This window comes from Pseudomonas sp. S3_B11 (genome assembly GCF_054667715.1).
In genome coordinates this window covers 1,126,603-1,150,687 of record NZ_CP162749.1, presented here as the reverse complement: position 1 = coordinate 1,150,687, position 24,085 = coordinate 1,126,603, and the positions used below count along the sequence as shown (strand labels likewise).

Sequence of the window (24,085 nt, the reverse complement as noted above, 5' to 3'; positions counted from 1 at the left end):
CCAATGCGCTCCCTTACCCTCCATCTGAAAATGCTGATCGCCATCCTGGTGGTGCTGGGCCTGTCGGTGACGGCCTATCAGATTTTCGTGCTCGGCATTCCGGTCACCGAAGACGCCACCGACGACTTGTGGAACATCGACGCCAAGGTCGAGTTCGTGCCCAATGCCAAGGACCCGGTGAAGATCCAGATGTTCGTGCCACCGCTGAGCCGCGACTATGTGAGCCTCAACGAGAGTTTCATTTCCAATAATTACGGCGTGGCGGTGAACCGGGTCGACGGTAACCGCAAGGTGACGTGGTCGGCCCGTCGCGCCAAGGGCAACCAGACCCTGTATTACCGCCTGGTGCTGACCAAGCGCTACAGCGCCGAGAAAACCAAGGTCAAGGGCCCGACCTTCCGCGACAGCATCGCCGTCGAAGGCCCGGAGAAACTGGCCGCCGAAGCCCTGCTCGCGCCGATCCGCCAGCATTCGGCCGACGTCGAGACATTCATCAGCGAAGCGATCAAGCGGGTCAACAACCTCAACGACGACAACGTCAAGCTGTTGCTGGCCGGCGACCCTTCCTCGGCCAACAAGGCGCGCATCGTCGAACTGGTGCTGTCCATCGCCCACGTGCCGGTGGAAAAGGTCCACACCATCCGCCTGGTGGCCGAGCAGCCGCAGACACCTGAGCTGTGGCTGCGCAGCTTCAACGGCACCGACTGGCTGTATTTCAATCCGGACACCGGCGAACAGGGCCTGCCCACCGACCGCCTGCTGTGGTGGACCGGCGATGAAAACCTGATCACCGTCGATGGCGGCAAGAAAGCCACCGTTACCTTCAGCATGAACAACAGCGAAATGAACGCCATTCGCCTGGCCAAGCTGACGGACGAGAACACCGACGCCAACTTCCTCGAATACTCGCTCTACGGCCTGCCGCTGCAGACCCAGCAAACCTTCATGATCATGGTGATGATCCCGATCGGCGTGCTGGTGATCCTGATCCTGCGCAACCTGATCGGCCTGCAGACCCTCGGGACTTTCACCCCGGTGCTGATCGCCCTGGCCTTCCGCGAGACCCAACTGGGTTTTGGCATCATCCTGTTCACGGTGATCACCACGCTGGGCCTGTCGCTGCGTTCGTACCTGGAGCACCTCAAGCTGCAGATGCTGCCAAGGCTCTCGGTGGTGCTGACGTTCGTGGTGGTGCTGATCGCCGCCATCAGCCTGTTCAGCCATAAGCTGGGCCTGGAGCGCGGCTTGTCGGTGGCGTTGTTCCCGATGGTGATCCTGACCATGACCATCGAACGCCTGTCCATCACCTGGGAAGAACGCGGCGCCGGCCACGCGATGAAAGTCGCCATCGGCACCCTGTTCGCCGCGTCCCTGGCGCACCTGATCATGAGCGTGCCGGAACTGGTGTACTTCGTGTTTACCTTCCCGGCGATCCTGCTGATCCTGGTGGGCTTCATGCTGGCCATGGGTCGTTATCGCGGCTACCGCCTGACCGAGCTGGTACGGTTCAAGGCCTTCCTCAAGGCAGACTCCTGATGTTCGGCTTCTGGAAGACCTGGAAGGCCCTGGAAGCCCGGGGCATCATGGGCATCAACCGGCGTAACGCCGACTACGTGCTCAAGTACAACAAGCGCAGCCTGTACCCCATCGTCGATGACAAGATCATCACCAAGGAACGGGCCATCGCCGCCGGCATTCATGTGCCGGAACTGTACGGGGTGATCTCCACCGAGAAGGAAATCGACAAGCTCGACGAGATCATCGGCGGACGCACCGACTTCGTGATCAAGCCGGCCCAGGGCGCTGGCGGCGACGGCATCATCGTCATCGCCGACCGCTTCGAAGGCCGCTATCGCACGGTGTCCGGCAAGATCATCAGCCATGAGGAAATCGAGCACCACGTCTCCAGCATCCTCACCGGCCTGTACTCCTTGGGTGGGCACCGTGACCGGGCGCTGATCGAATACCGCGTGACGCCGGACCAGATCTTCAAGAGCATCAGTTACGAAGGCGTGCCGGACATCCGCATCATCGTGCTGATGGGCTATCCGGTGATGGCCATGCTGCGCTTGCCAACCCGCCAGTCCGGCGGCAAGGCCAACCTGCACCAAGGCGCCATCGGCGTGGGCGTCGACCTCGCCACCGGCCTGACCCTGCGCGGCACCTGGCTGAACAACATCATCACCAAACACCCCGACACCACCAACGCGGTGGACGGCGTGCAACTGCCCTACTGGGACGGTTTCATGAAGCTGGCCGCCGGTTGCTATGAACTATGCGGGCTGGGCTACATCGGCGTCGACATGGTGCTGGACCAGGAAAAAGGCCCGTTGATCCTGGAATTGAACGCACGGCCAGGCCTGAACATCCAGATCGCCAACGACTGCGGCCTGACCTTGCGCACCCACGCGGTGGAAGCCCACCTGGAAGAACTCAAGGCCCGCGGCGTTACCGAAACCGTGGAAGAACGCGTGGCGTTTGCCCAGGCGTTGTTTGGGCATATTCCGCCGGTTGAGGGTTGAGGCTACCCCCTCTGTGGCGAGGGGATTTATCCCCTCGCCACAGAGTGTTCACACCCAAATATCTTCGATAACCCCATACTTGCCCATCTCCGACATCCCTCTAGGAGCAAATCCTACAGAGGGATTACAATCGCTCCCCCGCCTGAACGGCTGACCTGCCCCGCCCATGCCAACCTGCTCCGTACACCCGCTGCCCTACCGCGCCAACCCCGCCGAGTATTTCGCGGCGATCCGTCATGCCCCTGGCAGCGTGCTGCTCGACAGTGGCCGGCCGAGTGCCGAACGTGGGCGTTACGACCTGCTCAGCGCCTGGCCATTGGTGCAACTGGCGGTGTTGCCGGACGAAAGCGGTAGCGATTTCCTGCAACGCCTGCGTATTCAGCTGACGCTGCTAGGTGACGCGGAACTTCCGACCACGGTGCAATTGCCCTTTGCCGGCGGCCTGATCGGCTACTTGAGCTATGACTTCGGCCGACACCTCGAAACCTTGCCTTCCCACGCCAAGGACGACCTGCAACTGCCCGACGCGCGTTTTGGCGTGTACGACTGGGCGCTGGTCAGCGATCACCAGGCCGGCACCAGCCAATTGGTGTTCCACCCTCATTGTGGCGAAGGCGAACGCCAGCGCCTGATCGCGCTGTTCAGCCAGCCGACCGCGGCATCCGTTGGCGTCTTCAGCCTCGAAGGACCGATGACCCCCGACCTCAGCGCCGAAGCCTATCGACAGGCCTTCGAACGTATCCAGGCGTATATCCAGGCGGGTGACTGCTACCAGGTCAACTTTGCCCAGCGCTTCCGCGCGCCCTGCCAGGGCGATGCCTGGGCCGCTTACCAGGCGCTGCGGACGGCGTGCCCGACGCCGTTTTCCGGCTTCCAGAGCCTGCCCGATGGCGGCGCGGTGCTGAGCCTGTCCCCCGAACGCTTCGTCAAGGTCAGCGAAGGCCAGGTGGAAACCCGGCCAATCAAGGGCACCCGGCCCCGCGGCACAACACCCAGCGAAGACGCGGCCCACGCCGCCGAGCTGCTGGCCAGCCCCAAGGACCGGGCGGAAAACCTGATGATCGTCGACCTGCTGCGCAACGACCTGGGCCGCACGTGCCGCATCGGCTCGGTACGGGTGCCGGAGTTGTTCAGCCTGGAAAGCTACCCGAACGTGCATCACCTGGTCAGCAGCGTGACCGGCGAGTTGGCTGTGGGTAAAGACGCCCTCGACCTGATTGCCGGCAGCTTTCCCGGCGGCTCGATCACCGGCGCGCCGAAAATCCGCGCCATGCAAATCATCGACGAACTCGAACCGACCCGACGCGGCCTGTATTGCGGCTCGTTGCTGTACCTGGACGTGCGCGGGGAAATGGACAGCTCCATCGCCATCCGCAGTCTGCTGGTCAAGGATGGGCAGGTATGCTGCTGGGGCGGCGGCGGGATTGTCGCGGACTCGGATTGGGAGGCCGAGTATCAGGAGTCGATTACCAAGGTGAAGGTGCTGCTGGAAACCTTGCAGAACCTCTGAACAAGTCCCAGGCCTGACACAAGACCTTGTGGGAGCGAGCTTGCTCGCGATTGCGTTGGGTCAGCAGCCTTTGTGCTGGCTGATGCACCGCTATCGCGAGCAAGCTCGCTTGTATGTTTAGACTTGAAGGGGTGGGCGGGACTAAAAGCTCGATTCCGACTCTAGCCAGTACGGACCGTGGGAGACTTCTCGTCCCGCCCTTTCTACCCAAAGCGCCAATAAGGAATTCATCGGTAAACCGACGATAGAGACAAGCCAGCGCAAAGGTAGACCCCCGACAAGCACCTAAACCCTAGCTCCGAGGATTCGTCATGACAATCCTTACCTCGCAGACGGTTGTTGGTATCGATATAGCCAAGGCCGAAATTGTTGTTTATCGCTCTGATCTGCAAGCCATCGACACTATCAAGAATGATCGAACAGCCCTCAAGCGCTGGCTAAAAACGTTGCCCACCCAAAGCGCTCTTGCCGTTGAAGCCACCAATATCTATCACCTGGATACCGTCGAGCTGGCTCACGCGATGGGTCATCAGGTCTATGTCGTGGATGCTTACCGGGTGAGCAACTATCGTCGCGGCATCGGCCAAAGAGCTAAGAACGATCCTTGTGATGCCCGTCTGCTGGCGCGTTATTTGACCAATGAACAGCACGAGCTGCGGCTCTGGAACCCGCCACCGAAGGCTTACACGACATTAAAAAGCCTGCTTCATCGGCGCGCGACGCTGGTCAAGAATCACGCCGGTCTTATGTTGAGCTGGGCCGACGAACCCTTGTTAAAAAAAGCGCTGATTGCTCAGCAAAAAGCGTTCAAAGAGGCAATTCAGGCCATCCAGAAGTTGCTACAAAAAGTTAGCAAAGAGTCGGGAATTGAGGCGAATATCGACCGCTGCAAAGCCATCGAAGGCGTTGGTGAACTGGTCGCAACTGGGTTGGCGACGAGTTTTATGCGAGGTGATTTTGCGGACAGCGATGCATTTATCGCGTTTTTAGGGATGGACCTGCGGGTCGATGATTCTGGAAAAAAGAACGGTCCCCGATACCTGAGCAAAAAGGGGGATCCAGAAATACGCCGATTAGCTCATATCGCTGCAATGACGGCATGTCGCTCGCCTAGATGGAAACCGTTTTATGAGTCGTACCTGGTCAGAGGCTTCTCAAAAACCCAGGCATTGGTGGTGCTTGCTCGCAAGCTCTGCCGGGTGGCATTTGCCTTGATGAAAAATCAGAGCGAATACCAGCCGAAGCCTATGTTGCAGGGTTGCCCTGCAACATAGAATCTCCCACAGGTTTTGTACCTACAGTAATGGCGTCTGTTACAGGCTCAGGCTGCGGTTCGAAGCCTTGAGGAATTCCTGCTTCAACTCGGCAAAGCTGTGCACCGCCGGGAATTGCGGGAATTCACGGATCACGTTTTCAGGCGCATGGAACAGAATCCCCGCATCGGCTTCGCCCAGCATCGTAGTGTCGTTGTAGGAATCCCCCGCCGCGATCACCCGGTAGTACAGGCTCTTGAAGGACAGGACCGACTGGCGCTTGGGATCTTTCTGACGCAACTGGTAGCCGGTCACCCGCCCGCTGTCATCGGTAATCAAGCGATGGCAGAGCAACGTCGGGAAGCCCAACTGGCGCATCAACGGCTGGGAAAATTCGTAGAACGTGTCGGAAAGAATCACCACCTGGAAGCGCTCACGCAGCCAGTCGACGAATTCGATGGCGCCGTCCAGCGGCTTGAGGGTGGCGATGACTTCCTGGATGTCGGAAAGCTTGAGGCCGTGTTCATCGAGGATGCGCAACCGTTGCTTCATCAGCACGTCGTAGTCGGGAATGTCCCGAGTGGTTGCCCTGAGGGAGTCAATCCCGGTTTTTTCAGCGAAGGCGATCCAGATCTCCGGGACCAGTACACCTTCCAGGTCGAGACAGGCAATTTCCACAAGACACTCCCATTTTTTCTGATGTTTATCGGTTGAGCGAACAAAAGGCTTGCCGACTCTAGCCATTCGTCGAAGCCTGCGCAACGCACAGGAACGCGCCAGCCCCGACAGCTTTTGTTACCATCAGCCCCATATAGAGCGCCCAGCGCCACCGACCTGTAGGAAACCGCCCTGATGAGCCCATCGTTTGACGTCGTGGAACTCGCCACGACCTATGCCAACAAGTCCCCGCAGGACATCCTCAAACTGGCCTTCGCCGAATTCGGCGACGAGCTGTGGATATCCTTCAGCGGCGCCGAAGACGTGGTGCTGGTGGACATGGCCTGGAAACTGAACAAGAACGTCAAGGTGTTCAGCCTCGACACCGGCCGCCTGCACCCGGAAACCTATCGTTTCATCGACCAAGTGCGCGAGCACTACAAGATCGACATCGAGCTGGTTTCGCCGGACTACACGAAACTTGAACCCTTCGTGAAGGAAAAAGGCCTGTTCAGCTTCTACAAGGACGGTCACGGCGAGTGCTGTGGCATCCGCAAGATCGAACCATTGCGGCGCAAACTGACCGATGTCCGCGCCTGGGCCACCGGCCAGCGCCGCGACCAGAGCCCCGGCACCCGCAGCCAGGTGGCGGTGTTGGAAATCGACACGGCGTTTTCCACTCCGGAGCGTACCCTGTACAAGTTCAACCCCCTGTCGCAGATGACCAGCGAAGAAGTCTGGGGTTACATCCGCATGCTGGAGCTGCCTTACAACAGCCTGCATGAACGCGGTTTCATCAGCATCGGCTGCGAGCCCTGCACCCGCCCGGTGCTGCCAAACCAGCACGAGCGCGAAGGCCGTTGGTGGTGGGAAGAAGCCACGCAGAAAGAATGCGGGCTGCACGCCGGTAACATCATCGCCAAATCCAAGACCGTCTAAGCGTCCGCCGCACCCTGTACACAAAAATGTCACTACAAGTGGCATTTTTGTGTGCACTTATTACGTTACTGCCCCCAAAGGTTACACACACCTTCCCGCCTCGCCTGCCCTTCCAACTCCACTGGCGTTCGCCAAAAAATAAATACCTGTTTAAACGGTCAGTTTTAAATCACGGTATTTCAGTTAGTTACTCAACGATCATAACGAAACGAAATTAGTGCTTCTTCGAATAGATCCGTAAGTGGCATAGATCTGGCTTTAGTCGACACATGTTTTGTATACAACTTATATAAAACATACACACACTTTAGATCCGCAAGCCTGAAGCGCCCTATCCCGTACAGGCTGCAGATGCCCCGTAATCAATGATGCTCGCCCGCCGCGACGAAGATTTGTCGAGCTCCGCGCTCATGCACAGTCATCGCTGCGCCGAGAATCAGGAGCCTGCCGGAATGCGTACAAGTCTCTCCAATAACATCGCGCTGGATCTGCCCTCCACCACCACGGCCCTCGACGACAACACTGCCGCGTCCCTGGCCCTGAGCCCGAGGCTGCACAACAAAGACCTGGCGCCGACCAAGGCCGAAGGTCGACGCTGGGGTCGCTACAGCATCTTTGCCCTGTGGACCAACGACGTGCACAACATCGCCAACTACTCCTTCGCCATCGGCCTCTATGCCCTGGGCCTGGGTGGCTGGCAGATCTTGCTGTCCCTCGGGATAGGCGCGGCGCTGGTGTATGGCTTCATGAACCTGTCCGGCTACATGGGCCAGAAAACCGGGGTGCCGTTCCCGGTGATCAGCCGGATCAGCTTCGGGATCCATGGCGCGCAGATTCCGGCCTTGATCAGGGCGGTCATCGCCATTGCCTGGTTCGGTATCCAGACCTACCTGGCGTCGGTGGTGTTCCGGGTGTTGCTGGTGGCGATCCACCCGAGCTTCGCCGACTACGACCACGACTCGATCCTCGGCCTGTCGAGCCTGGGCTGGGTGTGTTTCGTGGCGATCTGGTTCGTTCAACTGGTGATCCTGGCCTACGGCATGGAAACAGTGCGCCGCTACGAAGGTTTTGCCGGGCCGGTGATCCTGGTGACTGTCGCCGCCCTGGCCGGTTGGATGTATACCCAGGCCGACGCCACCATTGCCTGGTCGATCCGCGAACCGCTGACCGGAGGCGAGATGTGGCGCAATATCTTTGCCGGTGGCGCGCTGTGGCTGTCGATCTACGGCACCTTGATTCTCAATTTCTGCGACTTCGCCCGCTCCTCGCCGTGCCGCCGGACCATCGTCGTCGGCAATTTCTGGGGCCTGCCGGTGAACATCCTGGTGTTTGCCGGGATCACCATCCTGCTCTGCGGTGCGCAGTTCCAGATCAATGGGCAAATCATTGAAAGCCCGACCCAGGTGATTGCCTCGATCCCCAACACCTTCTTCCTCGTGTTGGGCTGCCTGGCCTTCCTGATCGTCACCGTGGCGGTGAACATCATGGCCAACTTCGTCGCCCCGGCCTTTGTGCTCAGCAACCTGGCGCCCAAATACCTGACCTTCCGCCGCGCCGGGTTGATCAGCGCCGCCATTGCCGTGCTGATCTTGCCGTGGAACCTCTACAACAGCCCGCTGGTGATCGTGTATTTCCTGTCCGGCCTCGGCGCCCTGCTCGGGCCGCTGTACGGCGTGATCATGGTCGACTACTGGCTGCTGCGAAAAGGCCGCATCAACGTGCCGCAACTGTATAGCGAGGACCCAAACGGGGCGTATTTCTACAGCAATGGAGTCAACCTGCGGGCGGTGGCAGCGTTCATTCCAGCGGCGCTGATCGCGATCATCCTGGCGCTGGTGCCTGGTTTTGACAGCGTTTCACCATTCTCCTGGCTGATTGGCGCTTCGATTGCAGGGCTGCTGTACCTGATCATCGCCAAGCGCCAGCCGTACTACGAGGACGTCAGCGGCGAATCCATCGCTGTGGATAACGTCAATCATTGATTGCTCAAGCGGCCCGCCAGGTTCGGGCCACTTATTTTTATGTGTTAAGGAGGACAGCTCATGCGAATTCTCGTGGTCAACGTCAACACCACCGAATCCATCACCCAGGCCATCGCCCGCCAGGCCCAGGCCGTCGCCGCCCCGGGCACCGAGATCGTCGGGCTCACGCCGCATTTCGGTGCCGACTCCATCGAGGGCAATTTTGAAAGTTACCTGGCGGCCATCGCGGTGATGGACCGGGTGATGTCCTACGACCAGCCGTTCGACGCGGTGATCCAGGCCGGTTATGGCGAACACGGTCGTGAAGGCTTGCAGGAACTGCTCAACGTGCCGGTGGTGGACATCACCGATGCCGGCGCCAGCACCGCCATGTTCCTCGGCCACGCTTACTCGGTGGTCACCACCCTGGACCGCACCGTGCCGCTGATCGAAGACCGGCTCAAGCTGTCCGGCCTGTTCGACCGCTGCGCCTCGGTACGGGCCAGTGGTTTGGCGGTGCTTGAACTGGAGCAGGATCCGCAACGGGCGATTGAAGCCATCGTCCAACAGGCTGAACTGGCAGTGAGCCAGGACAAGGCCGAAGTGATCTGCCTGGGCTGCGGCGGCATGGCCGGGCTCGACGAGCAGATCCGCCAGCGCACCGGCGTGCCGGTGGTCGATGGGGTGACGGCGGCGGTGACCATTGCCGAAGCGCTGGTGCGGCTGGGGTTGTCGACGTCGAAAGTACGCACTTACGCGACGCCTCGGCCCAAGACCATCATTGGCTGGCCGGGGCGGTTTGGGCGGTGAGTTCACGGTTTTTAGACTGAGGTGCCCCCTTCGCGAGCAGGCTCGCTTGTATGTTTAGACTTGAAGGGGTGGGCGGGACTAAAAGCTCGATTCCGACTCTAGCCAGTACGGACCGTGGGAGACTTCTCGTCCCGCCCTTTCTACCCAAAGCGCCAATAAGGAATTCATCGGTAAACCGACGATAGAGACAAGCCAGCGCAAAGGTAGACCCCGACAAGCACCTAAACCCTAGCTCCGAGGATTCGTCATGACAATCCTTACCTCGCAGACGGTTGTTGGTATCGATATAGCCAAGGCCGAAATTGTTGTTTATCGCTCTGATCTGCAAGCCATCGACACTATCAAGAATGATCGAACAGCCCTCAAGCGCTGGCTAAAAACGTTGCCCACCCAAAGCGCTCTTGCCGTTGAAGCCACCAATATCTATCACCTGGATACCGTCGAGCTGGCTCACGCGATGGGTCATCAGGTCTATGTCGTGGATGCTTACCGGGTGAGCAACTATCGTCGCGGCATCGGCCAAAGAGCTAAGAACGATCCTTGTGATGCCCGTCTTCTGGCGCGGTATTTGACCAATGAACAGCACGAGCTGCGGCTCTGGAACCCGCCACCGAAGGCTTACACGACATTAAAAAGCCTGCTTCATCGGCGCGCGACGCTGGTCAAGAATCACGCCGGTCTTATGTTGAGCTGGGCCGACGAACCCTTGTTAAAAAAAGCGCTGATTGCTCAGCAAAAAGCGTTCAAAGAGGCGATTCAGGCCATCCAGAAGTTGCTACAAAAAGTTAGCAAAGAGTCGGGAATTGAGGCGAATATCGACCGCTGCAAAGCCATCGAAGGCGTTGGTGAACTGGTCGCAACTGGGTTGGCGACGAGTTTTATGCGAGGTGATTTTGCGGACAGTGATGCATTTATCGCGTTTTTAGGGATGGACCTGCGGGTCGATGATTCTGGAAAAAAGAACGGTCCCCGATACCTGAGCAAAAAGGGGGATCCAGAAATACGCCGATTAGCTCATATCGCTGCAATGACGGCATGTCGCTCGCCTAGATGGAAACCGTTTTATGAGTCGTACCTGGTCAGAGGCTTCTCAAAAACCCAGGCATTGGTGGTGCTTGCTCGCAAGCTCTGCCGGGTGGCATTTGCCTTGATGAAAAATCAGAGCGAATACCAGCCGAAGCCTATGTTGCAGGGTTGCCCTGCAACATAGAATCTCCCACAGGGATTTTTGGCGATCACGAAATGTGTGGTCGCTACAAAACCAGTGTGGGAGCGAGCTTGCTCGCGATTGGGGCCAACTCGATTCCAAGCCCGACTCAAACCGCACTGAACCGCCGCGCCAACCCCTGCTCGGCAAACTGCTCGATGATGAAATCCACAAACGCCCGGGTCTTGCCCGGCAACAGTTTGTGTTCGGCGTAGTAGATGGAGATGTTGCCATCGTCGACATACCAGTCCGGCAGCACCCGCTGCAGCGTCCCGTTTTCCAGGAAGGGAACGGCGATCGGCATGCTCACCAGGCCGATGCCCAACCCTTGGGCGGCGGCCGCGCAGTCGGCTTCCGAATCACTCATGGTCATGCGCGTCTTGAGCGTCAGCGGGCTGTGTTCCCGATTGCGGCTGGTCAGTTGCCAGGAACGCACGCGCCCGGTCTGTGGTGAGCGAATCAGGATGCCTTGATGCAGTGACAGATCTTCCGGTTCTGTCACGGCGGCATGCGCTTGCAGATAGTCCGTTGATGCAACCAGCACCCGATGAGCCACCGTCAACTTGCGCGCCACCACCCCCTGGGGCAGCTCGAAACCGCCGCCGATGGCGGCATCGAAGCCCTGGCCGATCAGGTCCACCTGGCGATTATCGAAATGCCAGTCGGGGTTGATCGCCGGATAACGTCGCAGAAACTCCCCCAGCAACGGCACGACATACAATCGACCGAACGCCGTGCCCATGCTCACTTTCAGCGTCCCCGCCGGTTGCCCGCCGGCGCTGGCCAGGTTGGCGACGGCGTTCTGGATGGTGTTGAAGCTGCTACCGACTTCCCCCAAGAACAACTGGCCGGCTTCGGTCAGCCTCAGGCTTCGGGTGCTACGCTGGAACAGGCGTACGCCCATTCGCGCCTCCAGCTTGGCGACGCTTTTACCCACCGCGGCCGGGGTCACGCTCAGACGTCGCGCCGCCTCGGCAAAGCTGCCGACTTCGGCACTGCGCACGAAGCATTCGATACTGTTGAAGGTCTCCATGAGCCTCACTCTAAACTTTTGGTTTAGACAGACTATAGCAATGACGGTCTACACAGCCCACGGCACCTTCTTGATACTCGCCCCATCACCGCGGCATCTCGCCCCGGCACTTTTTGGAGATCATCATGAGTAACCAAGCACTGAGCGGTAAAGTCGCCTTGATCCAGGGCGGTTCTCGCGGCATCGGCGCCGCCATCGTCAAACGCCTGGCAGCAGAAGGCGCCGCCGTAGCCTTCACCTACGTCAGCTCTGGCGCAAAATCTGAAGAACTGCAGAACAGCATCACCGCAGCAGGCGGCAAGGCCCTGGCGATCAAGGCCGACAGCGCCGACGCCGAGGCCATCCGTAACGCCGTCGCGGCCACCGTCGAGGCTTTTGGCCGATTGGACATCCTGGTCAACAATGCTGGCGTGCTGGCGATAGGGCCGCTGGATGAATTCAAACTCGAAGATTTCGACCAGACCCTGGCCATCAACGTGCGCAGCGTGTTCATCGCCACTCAGGCCGCTGCGCGGCACATGGGCGAAGGGGGCCGGATCATCAACATCGGCAGCACCAACGCCGACCGCATGCCCTTCGCCGGCGGCGGGCCCTATGCCATGAGCAAGGCCGCGCTGGTGGGCCTGACCAAAGGCCTGGCCCGTGACCTCGGCCCACGCGGCATCACCGTCAACAACGTGCAGCCCGGCCCGGTGGACACCGACATGAACCCGGCCGACAGCGAATTCGCCTCCAGCCTGATGTCGCTGATGGCTGTCGGGCGCTACGGCAACGTCGATGAAATCGCCAGCTTCGTCGCCTACCTGGCAGGGCCGGAAGCCGGTTACATCACCGGCGCCAGCCTGACCATCGACGGTGGTTTCGGCGCCTGATACAGGCATGAAAAAACGCCGGTCATGGCTTTAACCATGACCGGCGTTTTGTTGTGTAGCGCGATGGGGTCAGGCCCACTCCAACTCCGGCAGACCGCAAAGGCTGGGCTGGAACATTTTCAAGGAGCGAATGATCCCGTCGGCGTGGGCGTACTTTTCATCCGCCATGGCCGAATCCGGAATGGCAATGGCGGTCATGCCGGCGGCTTTCGCGGCAGTCACCCCGAACGGCGAATCCTCGAACACCAGGCAGTCGCGCGGCTCGACACCCAGGCGCCGGGCAGCAGTGAGGAAGATATCCGGCGCCGGTTTCGCCGCGCCGACCTCAGGATCATCCGCCGTCACGATGAAGTCGAACAGCGCGAACCATTCCCGGTGCAAGGTGGTTTTCAGTGCGAACGTGGGGCTCGACGAACTGGTGCCCACCGCAATCGGAACGTTGTGGGCCTTCAAATGCCGCACCAGTTCCTCGGCGCCGGGCATCCCCAGGGCATGAGGAAAACGCTCGCGCATCAAGGGCTCGCGGATGACCAGGAACTCTTCGGGGGTGATCGGCAATTCCAGCGCCTGAACGACGTAATTGGCCAGGTCCGTGGCCCCGCGCCCGATGATGTTCTGTTTGACGCTCCAATCGAACGTGCGCCCGTAGCGCTCGGCGATGATGGACGTGACCTCGGTGTAGATCCCCTCGGTGTCCAGCAACAGCCCATCCATGTCGAAAATCACAGCCTTGATCGGGCCAAACTCTTTCAGGGGTGCATTCATCGCATCTGATCCGTTATCAACACAACATTCCAGGGATGGCTCAGGTGCGGCCAGGGCAGCGTGTTCGCCTTAAAGGATTCAGCAGGATAACGAAGGGGGCTTGGAACCGGCAATGGGAAATCTATGGACGGGGTCCGTGACGAGGGAGCTTGTTCCCGCTGGGTTGCGCTCTGTAGGAGCTGCCGGAGGCTGCGATCTTTTGATCTTTCGCTCAGGACTCAATTGACAGGGGAAAGATCGCAGCCTCGTTGCACTCGACAGCTCCTACGGTGCAACCGAGCGGGAGCAAGCGCCCTCGTCACAAAAGCAGATCGATGCCGGATGATGGTGGGACGGCTATTGGCCCGAGCTGCCAGAGCCCGAACCACTGGCACCACTGTCGCTGGTACCGGTTCCTCCGTTGGTCCCACCGCCGGCGTCGGCACCGCCCATCGTGCTGCCTCCACTCATCGAACCGCTCCCGGTGCCGGGACTGGTGCTACTGCCGTTGGCATCGCCGCCGTTGCCGCCGCTCACGGAGCCCGGGGGCAAGGCGTTACCGTTGGCACCGGAGTTGGAGCCGGCCTCCATTTCTGAGGAAGGGGGCATCCCGCCCTTGTCCACGGGGGGCGTGCCGCCCGAAGATTCTGCCAAGGCAGCCAGTGAACTGAGCGAAAGAATCCCGGCGAGTGTCAGCGCTGTCATGTTGGACTTCATCATGGTGAGTCTCCTTTTCAAGATCCTTACCTGATGTGTGGCACGCGTGGCGGGACGATGGTGCCGCTGAATCGACAGACGGACCTGCGATCAGCTCGGCTTGCCGGAGGCATCGTCACCGGCGATGTCCGGGTCATCCGGGGTCGCTTCGACATCCTCATCGTCGCTGGGTACTTGCTCGACGCCCGCATCGTCATCGGGTGGACGCTGGTCGCGGCTCAGGGAGTTGGTGGGCGAAGGCAGCGGGTATTCCGGGGTTTCATCTTCCTCGATCAAGGGAACCTGGGCGTCATCCATCAGGGAACCGGGGTCTTCATTGCCCGGGTCATTGACCACAGGTGCGCCCGAGGAGTCTTGTTCTTCCTGGCCTTGCGTTTGCGGCGTCATGGTACACCTCGCAATTGTTGATGGATGTATGAGTTCGAAGCGGGGGGATGGCAATCGTTCCGGAGATTTTGATTTGCCGTTTTTTTTGGGGGGGGCAGGTTGGAGTGTATATCCGTTTTTTTGGTAACGGCGGCTTATGGTTCCGCCCTTACGGCGGGTCACTTTTGAAAAGCCCGGAAGCCGGCCCAGTCAAAAGTAAGCAAAACGCTTTTATGCCCACCACTCGGCACCTCGCTTAGGCTCGGTGTGCCTGAACACAAGCATTGCTACGTGGGCCACCGTGTGGCGGCCTGATAGCCGACCTGGTTCTCCCGGTCATACACCCATCACATCTGTGGGAGCAAAGCTTGCTCGCGATGGCGGTGGCTCAGTCACATGGATGTTGGGTTTGCTGGCCTCATCGCGAGCAAGCTTTGCTCCCACAGGTGATCTCGGGTGTTCATGAGTTCTATGTTCACTGCGGCCCAATGTGGGAGCGAGCTTGCTCGCGATGGCGGTGGTGCGGTTGCATAGCGGCTGGAGCTGTCTGTTGCGCTTGCTTTGGGCATCAAAAGAAGCAAAAAAAAACGGCGCTTCCCATTTCTGAAAGAAGCGCCGTTTTTTCCAGATGAACAGCATCACGGCACAAGGCCGGGTCTATTCATCCAAGCATCCGCTTAACGATGCTTTCTCTTGTGCTTGTACTTCTTGCCACTGGAGTGACGGTCGTTGTCATTGGACAGGTTGCTGCCCAACGCGCCGCCCGCCGCGCCGCCGATGCCTGCGCCGATGGTGGAGCCGGTCGAGCCGCCCAGACGGTTACCGACAACCGAACCACCAGCCGACCCCAAGCCACCGCCAATGGCCGCTTCGGTGCGGCTGCCCTTGCGAGCGCCTACGGCACTGCCGGCTGCGCCGCCAACGCCCGCGCCAATCGCGGCGCCGGTGCTGCCGCCCATCTGCTGGCCGACCACGTTGCCCAATACACCGCCCAGACCACCGCCGACCGCGGCGGTACCGTCGCCGGCAGCCATCGCGCCCTGGGCAACCACCAACCCCAGTACCAAGGTGGACAAAGTCAAACGCATGATAGAAACCTCAAAAATGCCGCATCGGGGAGAAATGGCCGGTGCGCGCGGGCGCGAGTTTACGCCAGACAGCGTCAGCCATGATGGTTGGACAACAAAACGGGGGTTTATTTTATGACATGTCTAGTCCTGAAATAGGTTTACACCTGTTTCAGTCTCAAAACGCCCGATGCACCGCATCGGGCGTTTTGTATTTCAGGGACAGATGAGGTCGCTTACGGTTATAGGTTTCTATCGATTCCTCAACCATGCGCTTGGCTTGGGCAAGGTCTTTGGGACGGTGTAAAAGAAATTCTGTTTTCAGAATCCCATTCACTCGTTCCGCTAGAGCATTTTGGTAGCAGTCGTAGCCATCAGTCATCGAACACCTGACGCCATGTTTGGCGTGCAGCTTTTGGTAGAGATCAGAGCAGTATTGCGAGCCCCGATCTGAGTGATGTACCAACGGTTGATTGGTTCTTCGGTGGCGAAGAGCTTTCGTCATCGCCCGGATGACTGACTCGGTATGCAGGCTTTCATGCACGTGATGGCCGACTATTTTGCGCGAGAACGCATCAGTGACCAGACTTACGTAAGCGACGCTTTGCTCGGTCGGTAAGTAGGTTATATCCGCCACCCAGACCTGTTCCGGGCCGGTCGCAGTGACCTGGTCAGGGCCGGGCTTGAGCCGATTCGGATGTCGACGGAAGCGATGATGGCTGTCGGTCGTCTTGTGATAAGCGCGTTTGCGTGGGACCAGTTGTCGATGATCCCGCAAAATATCGAACAACCGATCTCGGCCTACCGTTTGCGTCAGTTCAGGTTCGGATTGCATAAGGCCATGCAGCTTGCGGGTGCCCAACCGGGGCATTTCAAGGCGTGTCTCCAGCACAAACCCCAGCACCTTTTGCGCGTGGCTGGCTTGTGCGTCGTAAGCTCGATTGCGCTTGTAATACGCCTGCCGTGAGATACCCAGAAACTGGCAAGCCCTGGTGACACTCAGGCCTTCGATTTGCCCTTGGGTGAGGACTTGCCGGATCGCTTTTTTACGACAGAAACACCGTAATCGTTCTTTAGTACGTCAACGACAGCTTCAAAAAATTGGGCTTTCTGGTTGGAAAGGGCCAGCTTTTCCTCCAGCTCCTTGATTCGCTGCTCTGGTGTCAGCGGCAAATTTGGCTCGGCCATCGGTCGGTTCCTCTGGGCACGAATGGAGGCGCCTTGGCTCCAGTCCTGCCGTCCATGCTTGCGTAACCACACCAACACAGTCGACCGGCCCTGGATCCCATAACGCCGTTGAGCCTCTTTATAACTCAGTTCGCCCTTTTCAACCTGATCGACGACCGCCAATTTAAAGCTCAGCGTGTAATCACGCTGACTGCGCTTTTTTCCTGAATCCATTGGTTCCCCCTGAGGATAGGTCAGAAGGTGTAAACCTTATTCAGGACGAGACAACAGGCAAAAAAAAGCCCGCTGGGGAAACGGGCAGGTACTGCTTTCTAACGGATGAGCTGAGAGTACGTACCTGCTTGTGAAAGAAACGTGAAAGTAAATGCCAGTTGAGAAAAGATGAAAAATATTTATGTAGAGAGGCCCCTGAAGCGGAACGCGGAGCGTCCCTGGCGACGTTCCCACGCAGGAGTGTGGGAATGAAAAAAACGATCAAAAAAAAAGGGCTGCTATGCAGCCCGGCGGGAGCAAGCTCCCCTACCACGATCCGCCGTCACTTTCTGACCGGGACCCTGGGCAAGAACTTGGCCTTCTCCCCTCGCTGCACTTTGGCCACCTTCGTCCTGATGGACTTGATCGGCTCGTCACCGAAGTCCGCATGATAGGCCGACTGGCCACACTGCAACCCTTCATTGATCGGATACGCGGCAGTGTTCTCCTCGCTATACGGTGCTCCCATTGCCTTTCCCCTTCATCGAGGCCCATACCGGCAACAACCGGTTGCCTGACAATATCGACCTTCACGACAATGAGACTAGTCGGTCATCAACAGACTGTTGATTCAACAAAGCCCTTGGCCGACGAATGGAACTCACTGTTTCAAAAAGGAAACACTCATTCAGCCCCCAATATAGTCCGGTTTAGAACCCGGGAAACCTGATCCGCAGAATAGGGCTTGGACAAGAATTCAAAGCCCTCATGGCCGCTGTGGGCCAACTCTTCGCTGTAACCAGAGGTCAGCACCACAGGTAAATCCGGGCGCCGCTGGCGCAGTTCCCTGGCCAGGGCAATGCCGCTGATCCCCGGCATCACCACATCAGAAAATACCGCGTCGAATGCCATCGCATCCGGACCGACCATTTCCAGCGCTTCTTCGGCGTTGGTCGCCCAGGCAGTTTCGTAGCCCAGGTCCTGAAGGATCTGGTTGGCAAAACGCCCCACCTCCAGGTTGTCTTCCACGATCAACACCCGACACTTGCCCTTTTCCGGCAGCAGGTGGGTGAGTTCTTCCTTGACCGGCTCGTGGTTTTTCTCGGGCGCCACTTCTGGAAGGTACAAGGTGAACACCGTGCCCTCGCCCACCACGGTCGAAACATCGACGTTGCCACCGGACTGCTTGGCAAAGCCAAACACCTGGGACAAGCCCAGCCCCGTGCCCTTGCCCACTTCCTTGGTGGTGAAGAAGGGTTCGAAGATGTGCTCGAGCACTGGCGAGTCAATACCGGTACCGGTGTCCGCCAAGGCAATGGCAGCAAAGGATTGCCCGGCCCCGGCATGACCACGGATCGGCGGCATGCCACCGCCGCAACTGAGCCGAAGCCACAGCGTACCCTGGCCATTCATGGCATCCCGGGCATTGAGGGCCATGTTGATCAGCGCGGTCTCGAACTGGCTCAGATCCGCCCGGATGTAACAGGGCCGATCGCACAACTCGACATGGACCTGGATCCGCGCCCCGGTGACGGTTTGCAGCATGTCCCCCAGGCTCTGCACTTGCTTGCCCACGTCGATGACTTGCGGCTTCAACGGCTGGCGTCGGGCAAACGCGAGCAACTGGCTGGTCAACTTGGAGGCGCGCTCCACGGTTTCGGACACCGCCGTCATGTAGCGCTGCCGACGCTCCTCGGACAGGCTGGGCATGCGCAGGAAGTCGACCGAAGAACGAATGATGGTCAGCAGGTTGTTGAAGTCATGGGCCACGCCGCCGGTGAGCTGGCCGATGGCTTCGAGCTTTTGCGATTGGCGCAGCGCCGCTTCGGTCTGTTTCAAGCGCGTGGTGCGCTCCTCGACCCGTTCTTCCAGCGTCGCGTTCAATTCGGCCAGGGCCGCCAGGCCTTCGCGCACGGCAGCGTCGGCACGGGCACGCTCGATGTGGGCCCAGGATCGCTCTGTGACTTCCATCAACAGCGCCAGGTCGTTGGATGACCAGACTCGCGGCGTTTTATCGTGGATCGCCATCAGCGCGGTCAATCGCCCGCCCTTGATCAACGGCACGCAGATGGTGGCCGCGATGCCAATGGCCTGGAACGTCGCCGCTTCCTCCGGCGCCAGCTCCTTGAGGTTATCGTTGATCACCAGCGGCTTGCCAGTTCGCAGGTTAGTGACCGCCAGTCGGCCAAAATCAGCCAGTCGATAATGCCCAAGGATATGCGGCGACCCCACCCTGGCCCAATCACCACGAATGGTGAAGCCGTCCTCGTCCTCATCCATGTCCGCGTAGGCACAGTTGGACAGGTTCAGGTGCGCCGCCAGGATCCGTGTGGTGGCTGCCATGATGCTCTGCGGGTCGGTGGCGTTTGCCACGGCATTGCCGATGGCATCCAGCACGGCCAGGCGCTGGGTCATGAACACCGTGGACGTGGTCTCGGTGACCGTATCCAGCATGCCCACGACCTTGCCGAACTGGTCACGGATGGGGCTGTAGCAGAAGGTGAAATAAGCCTGCTCAGGACCGCCGCCGCGCTCGATGACCAGGGGGAAGTTCTCTATAAAGGTCGCTTGCCCATCGAAGGCGCCCTGCACGATCGGCCCGATATCGCTCCAGACCTCCTGCCAAACCTCATTGAACGGCCGCCCCAGCGCCTCGGGCTTGCTGCCGAGGATCGGCAGGAACGCATCGTTGTACAGCGTGATCAGGTCCGGCCCCCATACGATGGCCTGGGGAAAATGCGAGGCGAGGCTCAGCGCCACGGTGGTCTTCAATACATCGGGCCACTGGGCAGGCGGCCCGAGCGGCGTGTCCTCCCAAGGATGGCGGCGAACCCGCTCAGCCATTTCTCCATAGCTCTGGAGCCAATCTGTCATTGCGTTCGATCCTTCTGAGCCGCCAATACCAACGAGGGGAAAAGCTTGTGACCCCAAGCAGGGCCGTATTATCCCGCGCCGGGTGGGAATGCGCGATTGGATTGTGGGACGCATCGGGGGGCAAATGGGGGATGAAAGGCGAAAATGGGGGTGGGGCTACAGAAAGGTCCTACATATCGTTGGGAATTGGCCTGCCTATCCATCTATTGCGTCGTTTTTGTGGGGGCGTCTGTCTATAGTTTTGCCGTCGCCCAGATGGCGACCGGGTTTGGCGACCCGCAGTGGGCAAAACTATCCAGTGGAGCTTACTTATGAATCAATACATGGGCCTTACCAGCAACGCCGACGACCAACCCCTCTACGTCGATACCACCGCCCCGCTGCACATCCTGCTCGACTCAGCAGCCTACCAAATCCGTGCCGCCACCCAATTCCTGGAGAATTTGGCGATGCGCGATGAACAGACCATCGACCCCGCGACCTTGCAAGATCTGGCGCAGCTTTGCTGCATCCCACTGCGTGATGAGTGCGACGTGATGGATGTGATTGCCCGAAGATTAGATACGGCACCGGTAGGCTCCACTCTATAAGCATGCCCGCCAAATAAGCCTGCAAGCCGACAACCTGTGGCGAGGAGTCCCCGCCACGTCTTCGACGCTGCGCTGTCGCGCAGGGAACTAGAGCGACGTCCACGAGGTATCTATTTTTGATCGTTCCCACGCTCTGCGTGGGAACGCATCCCGTGACGCTCTGCGTCACTTTCCAGAAGCGGAACGCGGAGCGTCCCTGGCGACATTCCCACGCAGGAGCGTGGGAACGATCGATATGTATTTTCAGCCTTAAAAATCACATGGTTGCAATTTGTTCCATGAGAGCTTGCTCCCGCTTGAACGGCGTTGCACTCGACAGCTCCTACAGAGCCCCTGACTCATCAAGGGCTGGTGGTCCCACTTTGGTTTGCATACTAGCCTTCCAAAGGTCCGCACAAGGAAGTCGAAAAAACCATGCCTGACCACAAACAACTCCACCAAGACGGCTACGCCCTGCTCCGTCAAGCAATCCCGACCGAGTGGCTGGCCGACCTTCGTGCCGTGTTCGATGCAGGTGTGCGGCCGTCGGACCAATGGCCAGTGCCCCGCGGCATGGACTGGCGCTATTCGATGTTGGACGATGATTCGAAGATTCAGGCCGTATGTCGTCTACCCCAGCTACTGGCGGTGGCAGGTGAGTTGATCGGCGAGCGATTCTTTCTCTCCCAAGTGGAAGGACGCGAGCCCCTGGCGGGTAACGGCCACCAACAACTGCACCGCGACTTGTCAGCCCAGCGCCCAGGCGACATCGCCATCGCCCTGGCTTTTTTCGACGACTACGGCCCCGAGAACGGCGCGACACGGATCGTCCCCGGCAGCCATCGACCTGAGCCAGGCGCCCCACCCTTCGACTTCAATGACGAGTCCCGTGCCGTACAGCTTTCAGGCTCTGCCGGTGACATCCTGGTGTTCGATGTCGACCTGGTGCACGCGGGTAGCCTGAACGTGATCGGCGCACGCCGTCGTTCCATTCTGGTCAGCTATTTCTCGGAGTCGCTCTACGCGTCACACCTGGAAACCGTGGCGCTGCGCAATATTCGTATGGACACCAGCGACCGATTCGCACCGTCGGAGTTTGCTTTCGGGGGCTAGGTTTTTAGTCGATAAAAGTTATGCGCAGCGGTTCGAATCTGAGCTTTAATGCCCGTGCTTATCGACCCCATCATTCGTCTAATCAAGGAAGAAACGACATTGAAAACAGCTTTCGGCGCCCTGTTGTTGGCTTGCCTGACGACCATCGCATTTGCTGACGAAAACCCCATCGGTTTCCAATCTTCCACCCTGGATCCGCACAATGGCCGCGCACTGGAGATGGTCGTTTGGTACCCCAGCGCAACCACCGAAACCGCGCAACTGATCGCCGATAACGCGGTGTTTGTCGGCGCCTCTGCCGTGCGTAACGCGCCGCCCACTGCCGGCGAACATCCATTGGTGGTGCTCTCCCACGGATACCGGGGTAACTGGAGCAACCAGATCTGGCTGGCCAGTGCCTTGGCCCAGAAGGGTTACATCGTCGCCGCCATCAACCACCCCGGCAGCACCACCCATGACCGCAGCCCGCAAGCAGCGGCGCAGTTATGGCTGCGGCCCGTCGATCTGCGTCGGGTCATTGATGCGGTCACGACTCAACCTGAAAAATTTGGCCGGGTCGCCAATGGACGAATTGCAGCCGTGGGCCATTCACTCGGCGGCTGGACCGCCCTGGAAATCGCCGGCGCTCGCTTCGACCCAGAGCGCTTCGCCCAAGACTGCAAAGCCCATTCGCAGTTATCCAGTTGCACCGTTTACGAACAGATGAATCCCGCCAGCACCGCTGAATCAAAGGCCGAACTGGCCGCCGATTGGCGTGATAAACGCGTCACTGCGGTGGTGACATTGGACCTGGGCCTTTCACGGGGCCTGACCGATAAAAGCTTGGTCACGCTGCCTGTCCCCGCCCTGGTGATCGCGGCCGGTGTACCGTCGCGAGAGCTTCCCGCCGAGTTGGAATCTGCCAACCTGGCCAAGCGCCTACCCCAGGCGTCAAGCCGCTATGTCGAGATCAAAGACGCAAGCCATTTCAGCTTCATGTCGATGTGCAAACCTGGTGCGGAGGGGATGCTCGAAGAGGATGTGCCGGGGGATGGGATCATTTGTCGAGATGGTGATGGTCGTGCTCGTGGGGTGATTCAGCAGCAGGTTGCATCGCTGATAGCGGAGTTTCTGGCGCAGCCACCTACAGACAAAAAAGGCAGTTTGTAACCGGTGGTACTGACTCGCTGCGGCTTAACGAAAATGCCGTGGTAGGCATTTGGCATTCATGGAGGATTCTGATCGATGGCACGCGTGGGTTTGATACTGACACCCGGTTTTGCGGACTGGGAATATGCTTTCATCGCTGGAACCGCGTCCCCTTTTTACGGGATCGACGTCAGGTTTTTCGCTCCTGCTACGGGGCAGTTCCGCTCACAGGGTGGATTGGCCGTAACGGTTGATAGCAGTTTGCAAGAATGCCTGGACTGGAAACCGGATGTTGTCGTCGTCATTGGTGGAATGGTCTGGGAACGTGCAGAAGCACCCGATATTCGCGACTTTCTTCAGGCTAGTCGATCAAGTGGCGCGACAATTGCCGGAATCTGCGCAGGAACCCTGGCACTTGCCAGGGCGGGGCTTCTCGACACCGTTCCTCATACCTCGAACAGCGCCGACTTCTTGCAAAAGAATGCCGTGGGTTATGAAGGAAATGAGTTTTATCGAAGCAGCCCAGTAGCTGTGGTTGCGGACCGCATCATCACTGCTCCAGGCCCTGCCCCCGTGAGCTTCACCTGCGCAGTGTTCGAAGGTGCCGGGTTATCTTCAGAGATCATTGCTCAGTTCAGGTCGATGTTGGCGGCGGAACATGGGTAAGCGCGTCGCCCTACGTGAGCGTCTGTCAAAGTCACGTGCCCGACCCGGCCGGATTCGTTTTATGGAAGTAAAAGTAAATCCCCCTTTTCCATCCCTTTTCCCACAGGCATGCTCGGCACATTAAGCCCGACTTTCACACGGTCCAGCGCCACGATTGTCTTGAACCAGGTAACGTTGGAATTTTCGGCAAACAATCGCCGCGCCAACGTCTGGTATTCGTTCATGCTGGCAACGGTTAATACCAGGACGAAATCCACTTCGCCGGTGACGTAGTAGCACTGCTGAACTTCGGGCACCGCGAAGTGTGCCTTCATCGCCTCCAGTGCCTCGATGCTGGTGCGCTCTGCCATCACTTCCACAATGATCGTGATCGGCCGTCCTACCGCGGTGGGATCCACGATGGCTACGTTGCCCGTGATGACGCCCCCTGCCTCCATCCGCTTGATGCGGCGCTGAACGGCGGCCGTGGAAAGATTGACCTGCTCGGCCATGAGGCGCAGCGGCATCGTGTTGTCGCGCTGGACGAGGTCCAGGATGGCACGGTCGAATTTGTCCAACGATTCAAGTGCTGCGTCGTTTTTGGCCATGGCAAACCCGTGAGAAATTTTCTCGAAAACTAACAGAAAACCGCGCCCCTTTATCTAGCCAAGAGAAATATTATCTTGCCAGCAGTCTGCGTACGCAGCCTTAGTCGCAA

Annotated in this window: 24 protein-coding genes; 14 read left to right on the top strand and 10 right to left on the bottom strand. The window is 59.1% G+C overall.

Annotated elements, in window-relative coordinates:
* Positions 1-3 precede the first annotated feature (3 nt).
* The 4 genes from rloB to AB4O22_RS05510 all read left to right on the top strand — a co-directional run bounded on the left by rloB (position 4) and on the right by AB4O22_RS05510 (position 5,306).
* Positions 4-1,536: an osmotic stress tolerance membrane protein RloB gene (rloB, locus tag AB4O22_RS05525; protein ID WP_003204068.1), complete on the top strand. Its 1,533-nt coding sequence runs from the start codon at positions 4-6 to the stop codon at positions 1,534-1,536.
* Entirely contained in the window at positions 1,536-2,522 is a 987-nt protein-coding gene (locus AB4O22_RS05520) for an alpha-L-glutamate ligase-like protein (protein WP_013693958.1), read from the top strand. Before rloB ends, AB4O22_RS05520 begins: the two co-directional genes overlap by 1 nt.
* 166 nt (positions 2,523-2,688) lie before the next feature.
* Positions 2,689-4,032 carry an aminodeoxychorismate synthase component I gene (gene pabB / locus AB4O22_RS05515; RefSeq protein WP_223472557.1) on the top strand — a complete coding sequence of 448 codons (1,344 nt, stop codon included), beginning with the start codon at positions 2,689-2,691 and terminating at the stop codon, positions 4,030-4,032.
* Positions 4,033-4,343: 311 nt separating this feature from the next.
* Positions 4,344-5,306, top strand: a complete 963-nt coding sequence (locus tag AB4O22_RS05510; RefSeq protein WP_003199432.1) for an IS110 family transposase — start codon at positions 4,344-4,346, stop codon at positions 5,304-5,306.
* A gap of 39 nt (positions 5,307-5,345) precedes the next feature.
* Here AB4O22_RS05510 and thrH read toward each other — a convergent pair whose 3' ends face one another.
* Positions 5,346-5,963 (bottom strand): bifunctional phosphoserine phosphatase/homoserine phosphotransferase ThrH, encoded by a 618-nt coding sequence (thrH, locus tag AB4O22_RS05505; RefSeq protein WP_223472556.1) that lies wholly within the window; start codon positions 5,961-5,963, stop codon positions 5,346-5,348.
* Between the two features lie 174 nt (positions 5,964-6,137).
* On the opposite strand from thrH, the gene AB4O22_RS05500 reads away from it, so the two are divergent.
* The 4 genes from AB4O22_RS05500 to AB4O22_RS05485 all read left to right on the top strand — a co-directional run bounded on the left by AB4O22_RS05500 (position 6,138) and on the right by AB4O22_RS05485 (position 10,862).
* Entirely contained in the window at positions 6,138-6,881 is a 744-nt protein-coding gene (locus AB4O22_RS05500; RefSeq protein ID WP_013693959.1) for a phosphoadenylyl-sulfate reductase, read from the top strand.
* A 452-nt stretch (positions 6,882-7,333) separates the two neighbouring features.
* Positions 7,334-8,863, top strand: coding sequence for an NCS1 family nucleobase:cation symporter-1 (locus tag AB4O22_RS05495; RefSeq protein WP_003204080.1), 1,530 nt, complete (start codon positions 7,334-7,336; stop codon positions 8,861-8,863).
* Between the two features lie 60 nt (positions 8,864-8,923).
* A complete protein-coding gene (locus AB4O22_RS05490; RefSeq protein ID WP_003204081.1) occupies positions 8,924-9,652 on the top strand; it encodes an aspartate/glutamate racemase family protein in 729 nt (242 codons plus the stop codon).
* A 247-nt stretch (positions 9,653-9,899) separates the two neighbouring features.
* Positions 9,900-10,862 carry an IS110 family transposase gene (locus AB4O22_RS05485; RefSeq protein WP_003199432.1) on the top strand — a complete coding sequence of 321 codons (963 nt, stop codon included), beginning with the start codon at positions 9,900-9,902 and terminating at the stop codon, positions 10,860-10,862.
* 106 nt (positions 10,863-10,968) lie between these two features.
* On the opposite strand, the gene AB4O22_RS05480 is transcribed toward AB4O22_RS05485, so the two are convergent.
* Positions 10,969-11,892 carry a LysR family transcriptional regulator gene (locus tag AB4O22_RS05480; protein WP_043042632.1) on the bottom strand — a complete coding sequence of 308 codons (924 nt, stop codon included), beginning with the start codon at positions 11,890-11,892 and terminating at the stop codon, positions 10,969-10,971.
* A gap of 125 nt (positions 11,893-12,017) precedes the next feature.
* On the opposite strand from AB4O22_RS05480, the gene AB4O22_RS05475 reads away from it, so the two are divergent.
* On the top strand, positions 12,018-12,764 hold the full coding sequence (locus AB4O22_RS05475; RefSeq protein ID WP_003204087.1) for a 3-oxoacyl-ACP reductase family protein: 747 nt from the start codon (positions 12,018-12,020) through the stop codon (positions 12,762-12,764).
* Between the two features lie 69 nt (positions 12,765-12,833).
* On the opposite strand, the gene AB4O22_RS05470 is transcribed toward AB4O22_RS05475, so the two are convergent.
* From AB4O22_RS05470 to AB4O22_RS05445, 6 genes are all read right to left on the bottom strand, one after another.
* Complete coding sequence (locus tag AB4O22_RS05470) at positions 12,834-13,529, bottom strand: HAD-IA family hydrolase (protein ID WP_003204089.1); 696 nt, start codon at positions 13,527-13,529, stop codon at positions 12,834-12,836.
* A gap of 336 nt (positions 13,530-13,865) precedes the next feature.
* Complete coding sequence (locus AB4O22_RS05465) at positions 13,866-14,228, bottom strand: hypothetical protein (protein ID WP_003204092.1); 363 nt, start codon at positions 14,226-14,228, stop codon at positions 13,866-13,868.
* A gap of 87 nt (positions 14,229-14,315) precedes the next feature.
* The gene (locus AB4O22_RS05460; protein ID WP_027911463.1) at positions 14,316-14,522 is read right to left on the bottom strand and encodes a hypothetical protein; all 207 of its coding nucleotides are present in this window, start codon (positions 14,520-14,522) and stop codon (positions 14,316-14,318) included.
* Between the two features lie 405 nt (positions 14,523-14,927).
* Complete coding sequence (locus AB4O22_RS05455) at positions 14,928-15,233, bottom strand: hypothetical protein (RefSeq protein ID WP_223472555.1); 306 nt, start codon at positions 15,231-15,233, stop codon at positions 14,928-14,930.
* 35 nt (positions 15,234-15,268) lie between these two features.
* A complete protein-coding gene (locus AB4O22_RS05450) occupies positions 15,269-15,679 on the bottom strand; it encodes a glycine zipper domain-containing protein (protein WP_003204097.1) in 411 nt (136 codons plus the stop codon).
* A 157-nt stretch (positions 15,680-15,836) separates the two neighbouring features.
* A protein-coding gene (locus AB4O22_RS05445; RefSeq protein ID WP_460095854.1) for an IS3 family transposase occupies positions 15,837-17,059 on the bottom strand; the annotation gives its coding sequence in 2 pieces (ribosomal slippage) (positions 15,837-16,708 and positions 16,708-17,059; 1,224 coding nt in all).
* Positions 17,060-17,307: 248 nt separating this feature from the next.
* Between AB4O22_RS05445 and AB4O22_RS05440 the strand changes: the two genes are divergently transcribed.
* Entirely contained in the window at positions 17,308-17,490 is a 183-nt protein-coding gene (locus AB4O22_RS05440) for a hypothetical protein (protein WP_155772350.1), read from the top strand.
* A 232-nt stretch (positions 17,491-17,722) separates the two neighbouring features.
* On the opposite strand, the gene AB4O22_RS05435 is transcribed toward AB4O22_RS05440, so the two are convergent.
* Positions 17,723-19,912 (bottom strand): GAF domain-containing hybrid sensor histidine kinase/response regulator, encoded by a 2,190-nt coding sequence (locus AB4O22_RS05435; RefSeq protein ID WP_003204102.1) that lies wholly within the window; start codon positions 19,910-19,912, stop codon positions 17,723-17,725.
* Positions 19,913-20,223: 311 nt separating this feature from the next.
* Here AB4O22_RS05435 and AB4O22_RS05430 point away from each other — a divergent pair, with 311 nt between their 5' ends.
* The 4 genes from AB4O22_RS05430 (at position 20,224) to AB4O22_RS05415 (ending at position 23,388) form a co-directional block, all read left to right on the top strand.
* A complete protein-coding gene (locus tag AB4O22_RS05430) occupies positions 20,224-20,502 on the top strand; it encodes a short-chain dehydrogenase (protein WP_460095971.1) in 279 nt (92 codons plus the stop codon).
* 414 nt (positions 20,503-20,916) lie between these two features.
* Positions 20,917-21,594: a phytanoyl-CoA dioxygenase family protein gene (locus AB4O22_RS05425; RefSeq protein ID WP_460095970.1), complete on the top strand. Its 678-nt coding sequence runs from the start codon at positions 20,917-20,919 to the stop codon at positions 21,592-21,594.
* Positions 21,595-21,693: 99 nt separating this feature from the next.
* On the top strand, positions 21,694-22,743 hold the full coding sequence (locus AB4O22_RS05420) for an alpha/beta hydrolase family protein (protein WP_460095969.1): 1,050 nt from the start codon (positions 21,694-21,696) through the stop codon (positions 22,741-22,743).
* A 75-nt stretch (positions 22,744-22,818) separates the two neighbouring features.
* Positions 22,819-23,388 carry a DJ-1/PfpI family protein gene (locus AB4O22_RS05415; RefSeq protein WP_460095968.1) on the top strand — a complete coding sequence of 190 codons (570 nt, stop codon included), beginning with the start codon at positions 22,819-22,821 and terminating at the stop codon, positions 23,386-23,388.
* A gap of 59 nt (positions 23,389-23,447) precedes the next feature.
* Here AB4O22_RS05415 and AB4O22_RS05410 read toward each other — a convergent pair whose 3' ends face one another.
* Positions 23,448-23,975 carry an Lrp/AsnC family transcriptional regulator gene (locus AB4O22_RS05410; protein WP_069971487.1) on the bottom strand — a complete coding sequence of 176 codons (528 nt, stop codon included), beginning with the start codon at positions 23,973-23,975 and terminating at the stop codon, positions 23,448-23,450.
* Between the last annotated feature and the right edge of the window lie 110 nt (positions 23,976-24,085).

Excerpts from the sequence above, each read along its gene's own strand:
- AB4O22_RS05430 (WP_460095971.1), top strand. The coding sequence starts at position 20,224 with ATGAATCAATACATGGGCCTTACCAGCAACGCCGACGACCAACCCCTC.
- AB4O22_RS05480 (WP_043042632.1), bottom strand. The coding sequence starts at position 11,892 with ATGGAGACCTTCAACAGTATCGAATGCTTCGTGCGCAGTGCCGAAGTC.
- AB4O22_RS05410 (WP_069971487.1), bottom strand. The coding sequence starts at position 23,975 with ATGGCCAAAAACGACGCAGCACTTGAATCGTTGGACAAATTCGACCGT.
- AB4O22_RS05490 (WP_003204081.1), top strand. The coding sequence starts at position 8,924 with ATGCGAATTCTCGTGGTCAACGTCAACACCACCGAATCCATCACCCAG.
- AB4O22_RS05460 (WP_027911463.1), bottom strand. The coding sequence starts at position 14,522 with ATGGATGACGCCCAGGTTCCCTTGATCGAGGAAGATGAAACCCCGGAA.
- AB4O22_RS05520 (WP_013693958.1), top strand. The coding sequence starts at position 1,536 with ATGTTCGGCTTCTGGAAGACCTGGAAGGCCCTGGAAGCCCGGGGCATC.
- AB4O22_RS05425 (WP_460095970.1), top strand. The coding sequence starts at position 20,917 with ATGCCTGACCACAAACAACTCCACCAAGACGGCTACGCCCTGCTCCGT.
- AB4O22_RS05495 (WP_003204080.1), top strand. The coding sequence starts at position 7,334 with ATGCGTACAAGTCTCTCCAATAACATCGCGCTGGATCTGCCCTCCACC.
- AB4O22_RS05470 (WP_003204089.1), bottom strand. The coding sequence starts at position 13,529 with ATGAATGCACCCCTGAAAGAGTTTGGCCCGATCAAGGCTGTGATTTTC.
- AB4O22_RS05450 (WP_003204097.1), bottom strand. The coding sequence starts at position 15,679 with ATGCGTTTGACTTTGTCCACCTTGGTACTGGGGTTGGTGGTTGCCCAG.
- AB4O22_RS05435 (WP_003204102.1), bottom strand. The coding sequence starts at position 19,912 with ATGACAGATTGGCTCCAGAGCTATGGAGAAATGGCTGAGCGGGTTCGC.
- pabB (WP_223472557.1), top strand. The coding sequence starts at position 2,689 with ATGCCAACCTGCTCCGTACACCCGCTGCCCTACCGCGCCAACCCCGCC.
- AB4O22_RS05485 (WP_003199432.1), top strand. The coding sequence starts at position 9,900 with ATGACAATCCTTACCTCGCAGACGGTTGTTGGTATCGATATAGCCAAG.
- AB4O22_RS05415 (WP_460095968.1), top strand. The coding sequence starts at position 22,819 with ATGGCACGCGTGGGTTTGATACTGACACCCGGTTTTGCGGACTGGGAA.
- rloB (WP_003204068.1), top strand. The coding sequence starts at position 4 with ATGCGCTCCCTTACCCTCCATCTGAAAATGCTGATCGCCATCCTGGTG.
- AB4O22_RS05475 (WP_003204087.1), top strand. The coding sequence starts at position 12,018 with ATGAGTAACCAAGCACTGAGCGGTAAAGTCGCCTTGATCCAGGGCGGT.
- AB4O22_RS05465 (WP_003204092.1), bottom strand. The coding sequence starts at position 14,228 with ATGATGAAGTCCAACATGACAGCGCTGACACTCGCCGGGATTCTTTCG.
- AB4O22_RS05500 (WP_013693959.1), top strand. The coding sequence starts at position 6,138 with ATGAGCCCATCGTTTGACGTCGTGGAACTCGCCACGACCTATGCCAAC.
- AB4O22_RS05510 (WP_003199432.1), top strand. The coding sequence starts at position 4,344 with ATGACAATCCTTACCTCGCAGACGGTTGTTGGTATCGATATAGCCAAG.
- AB4O22_RS05440 (WP_155772350.1), top strand. The coding sequence starts at position 17,308 with ATGAAAAAAACGATCAAAAAAAAAGGGCTGCTATGCAGCCCGGCGGGA.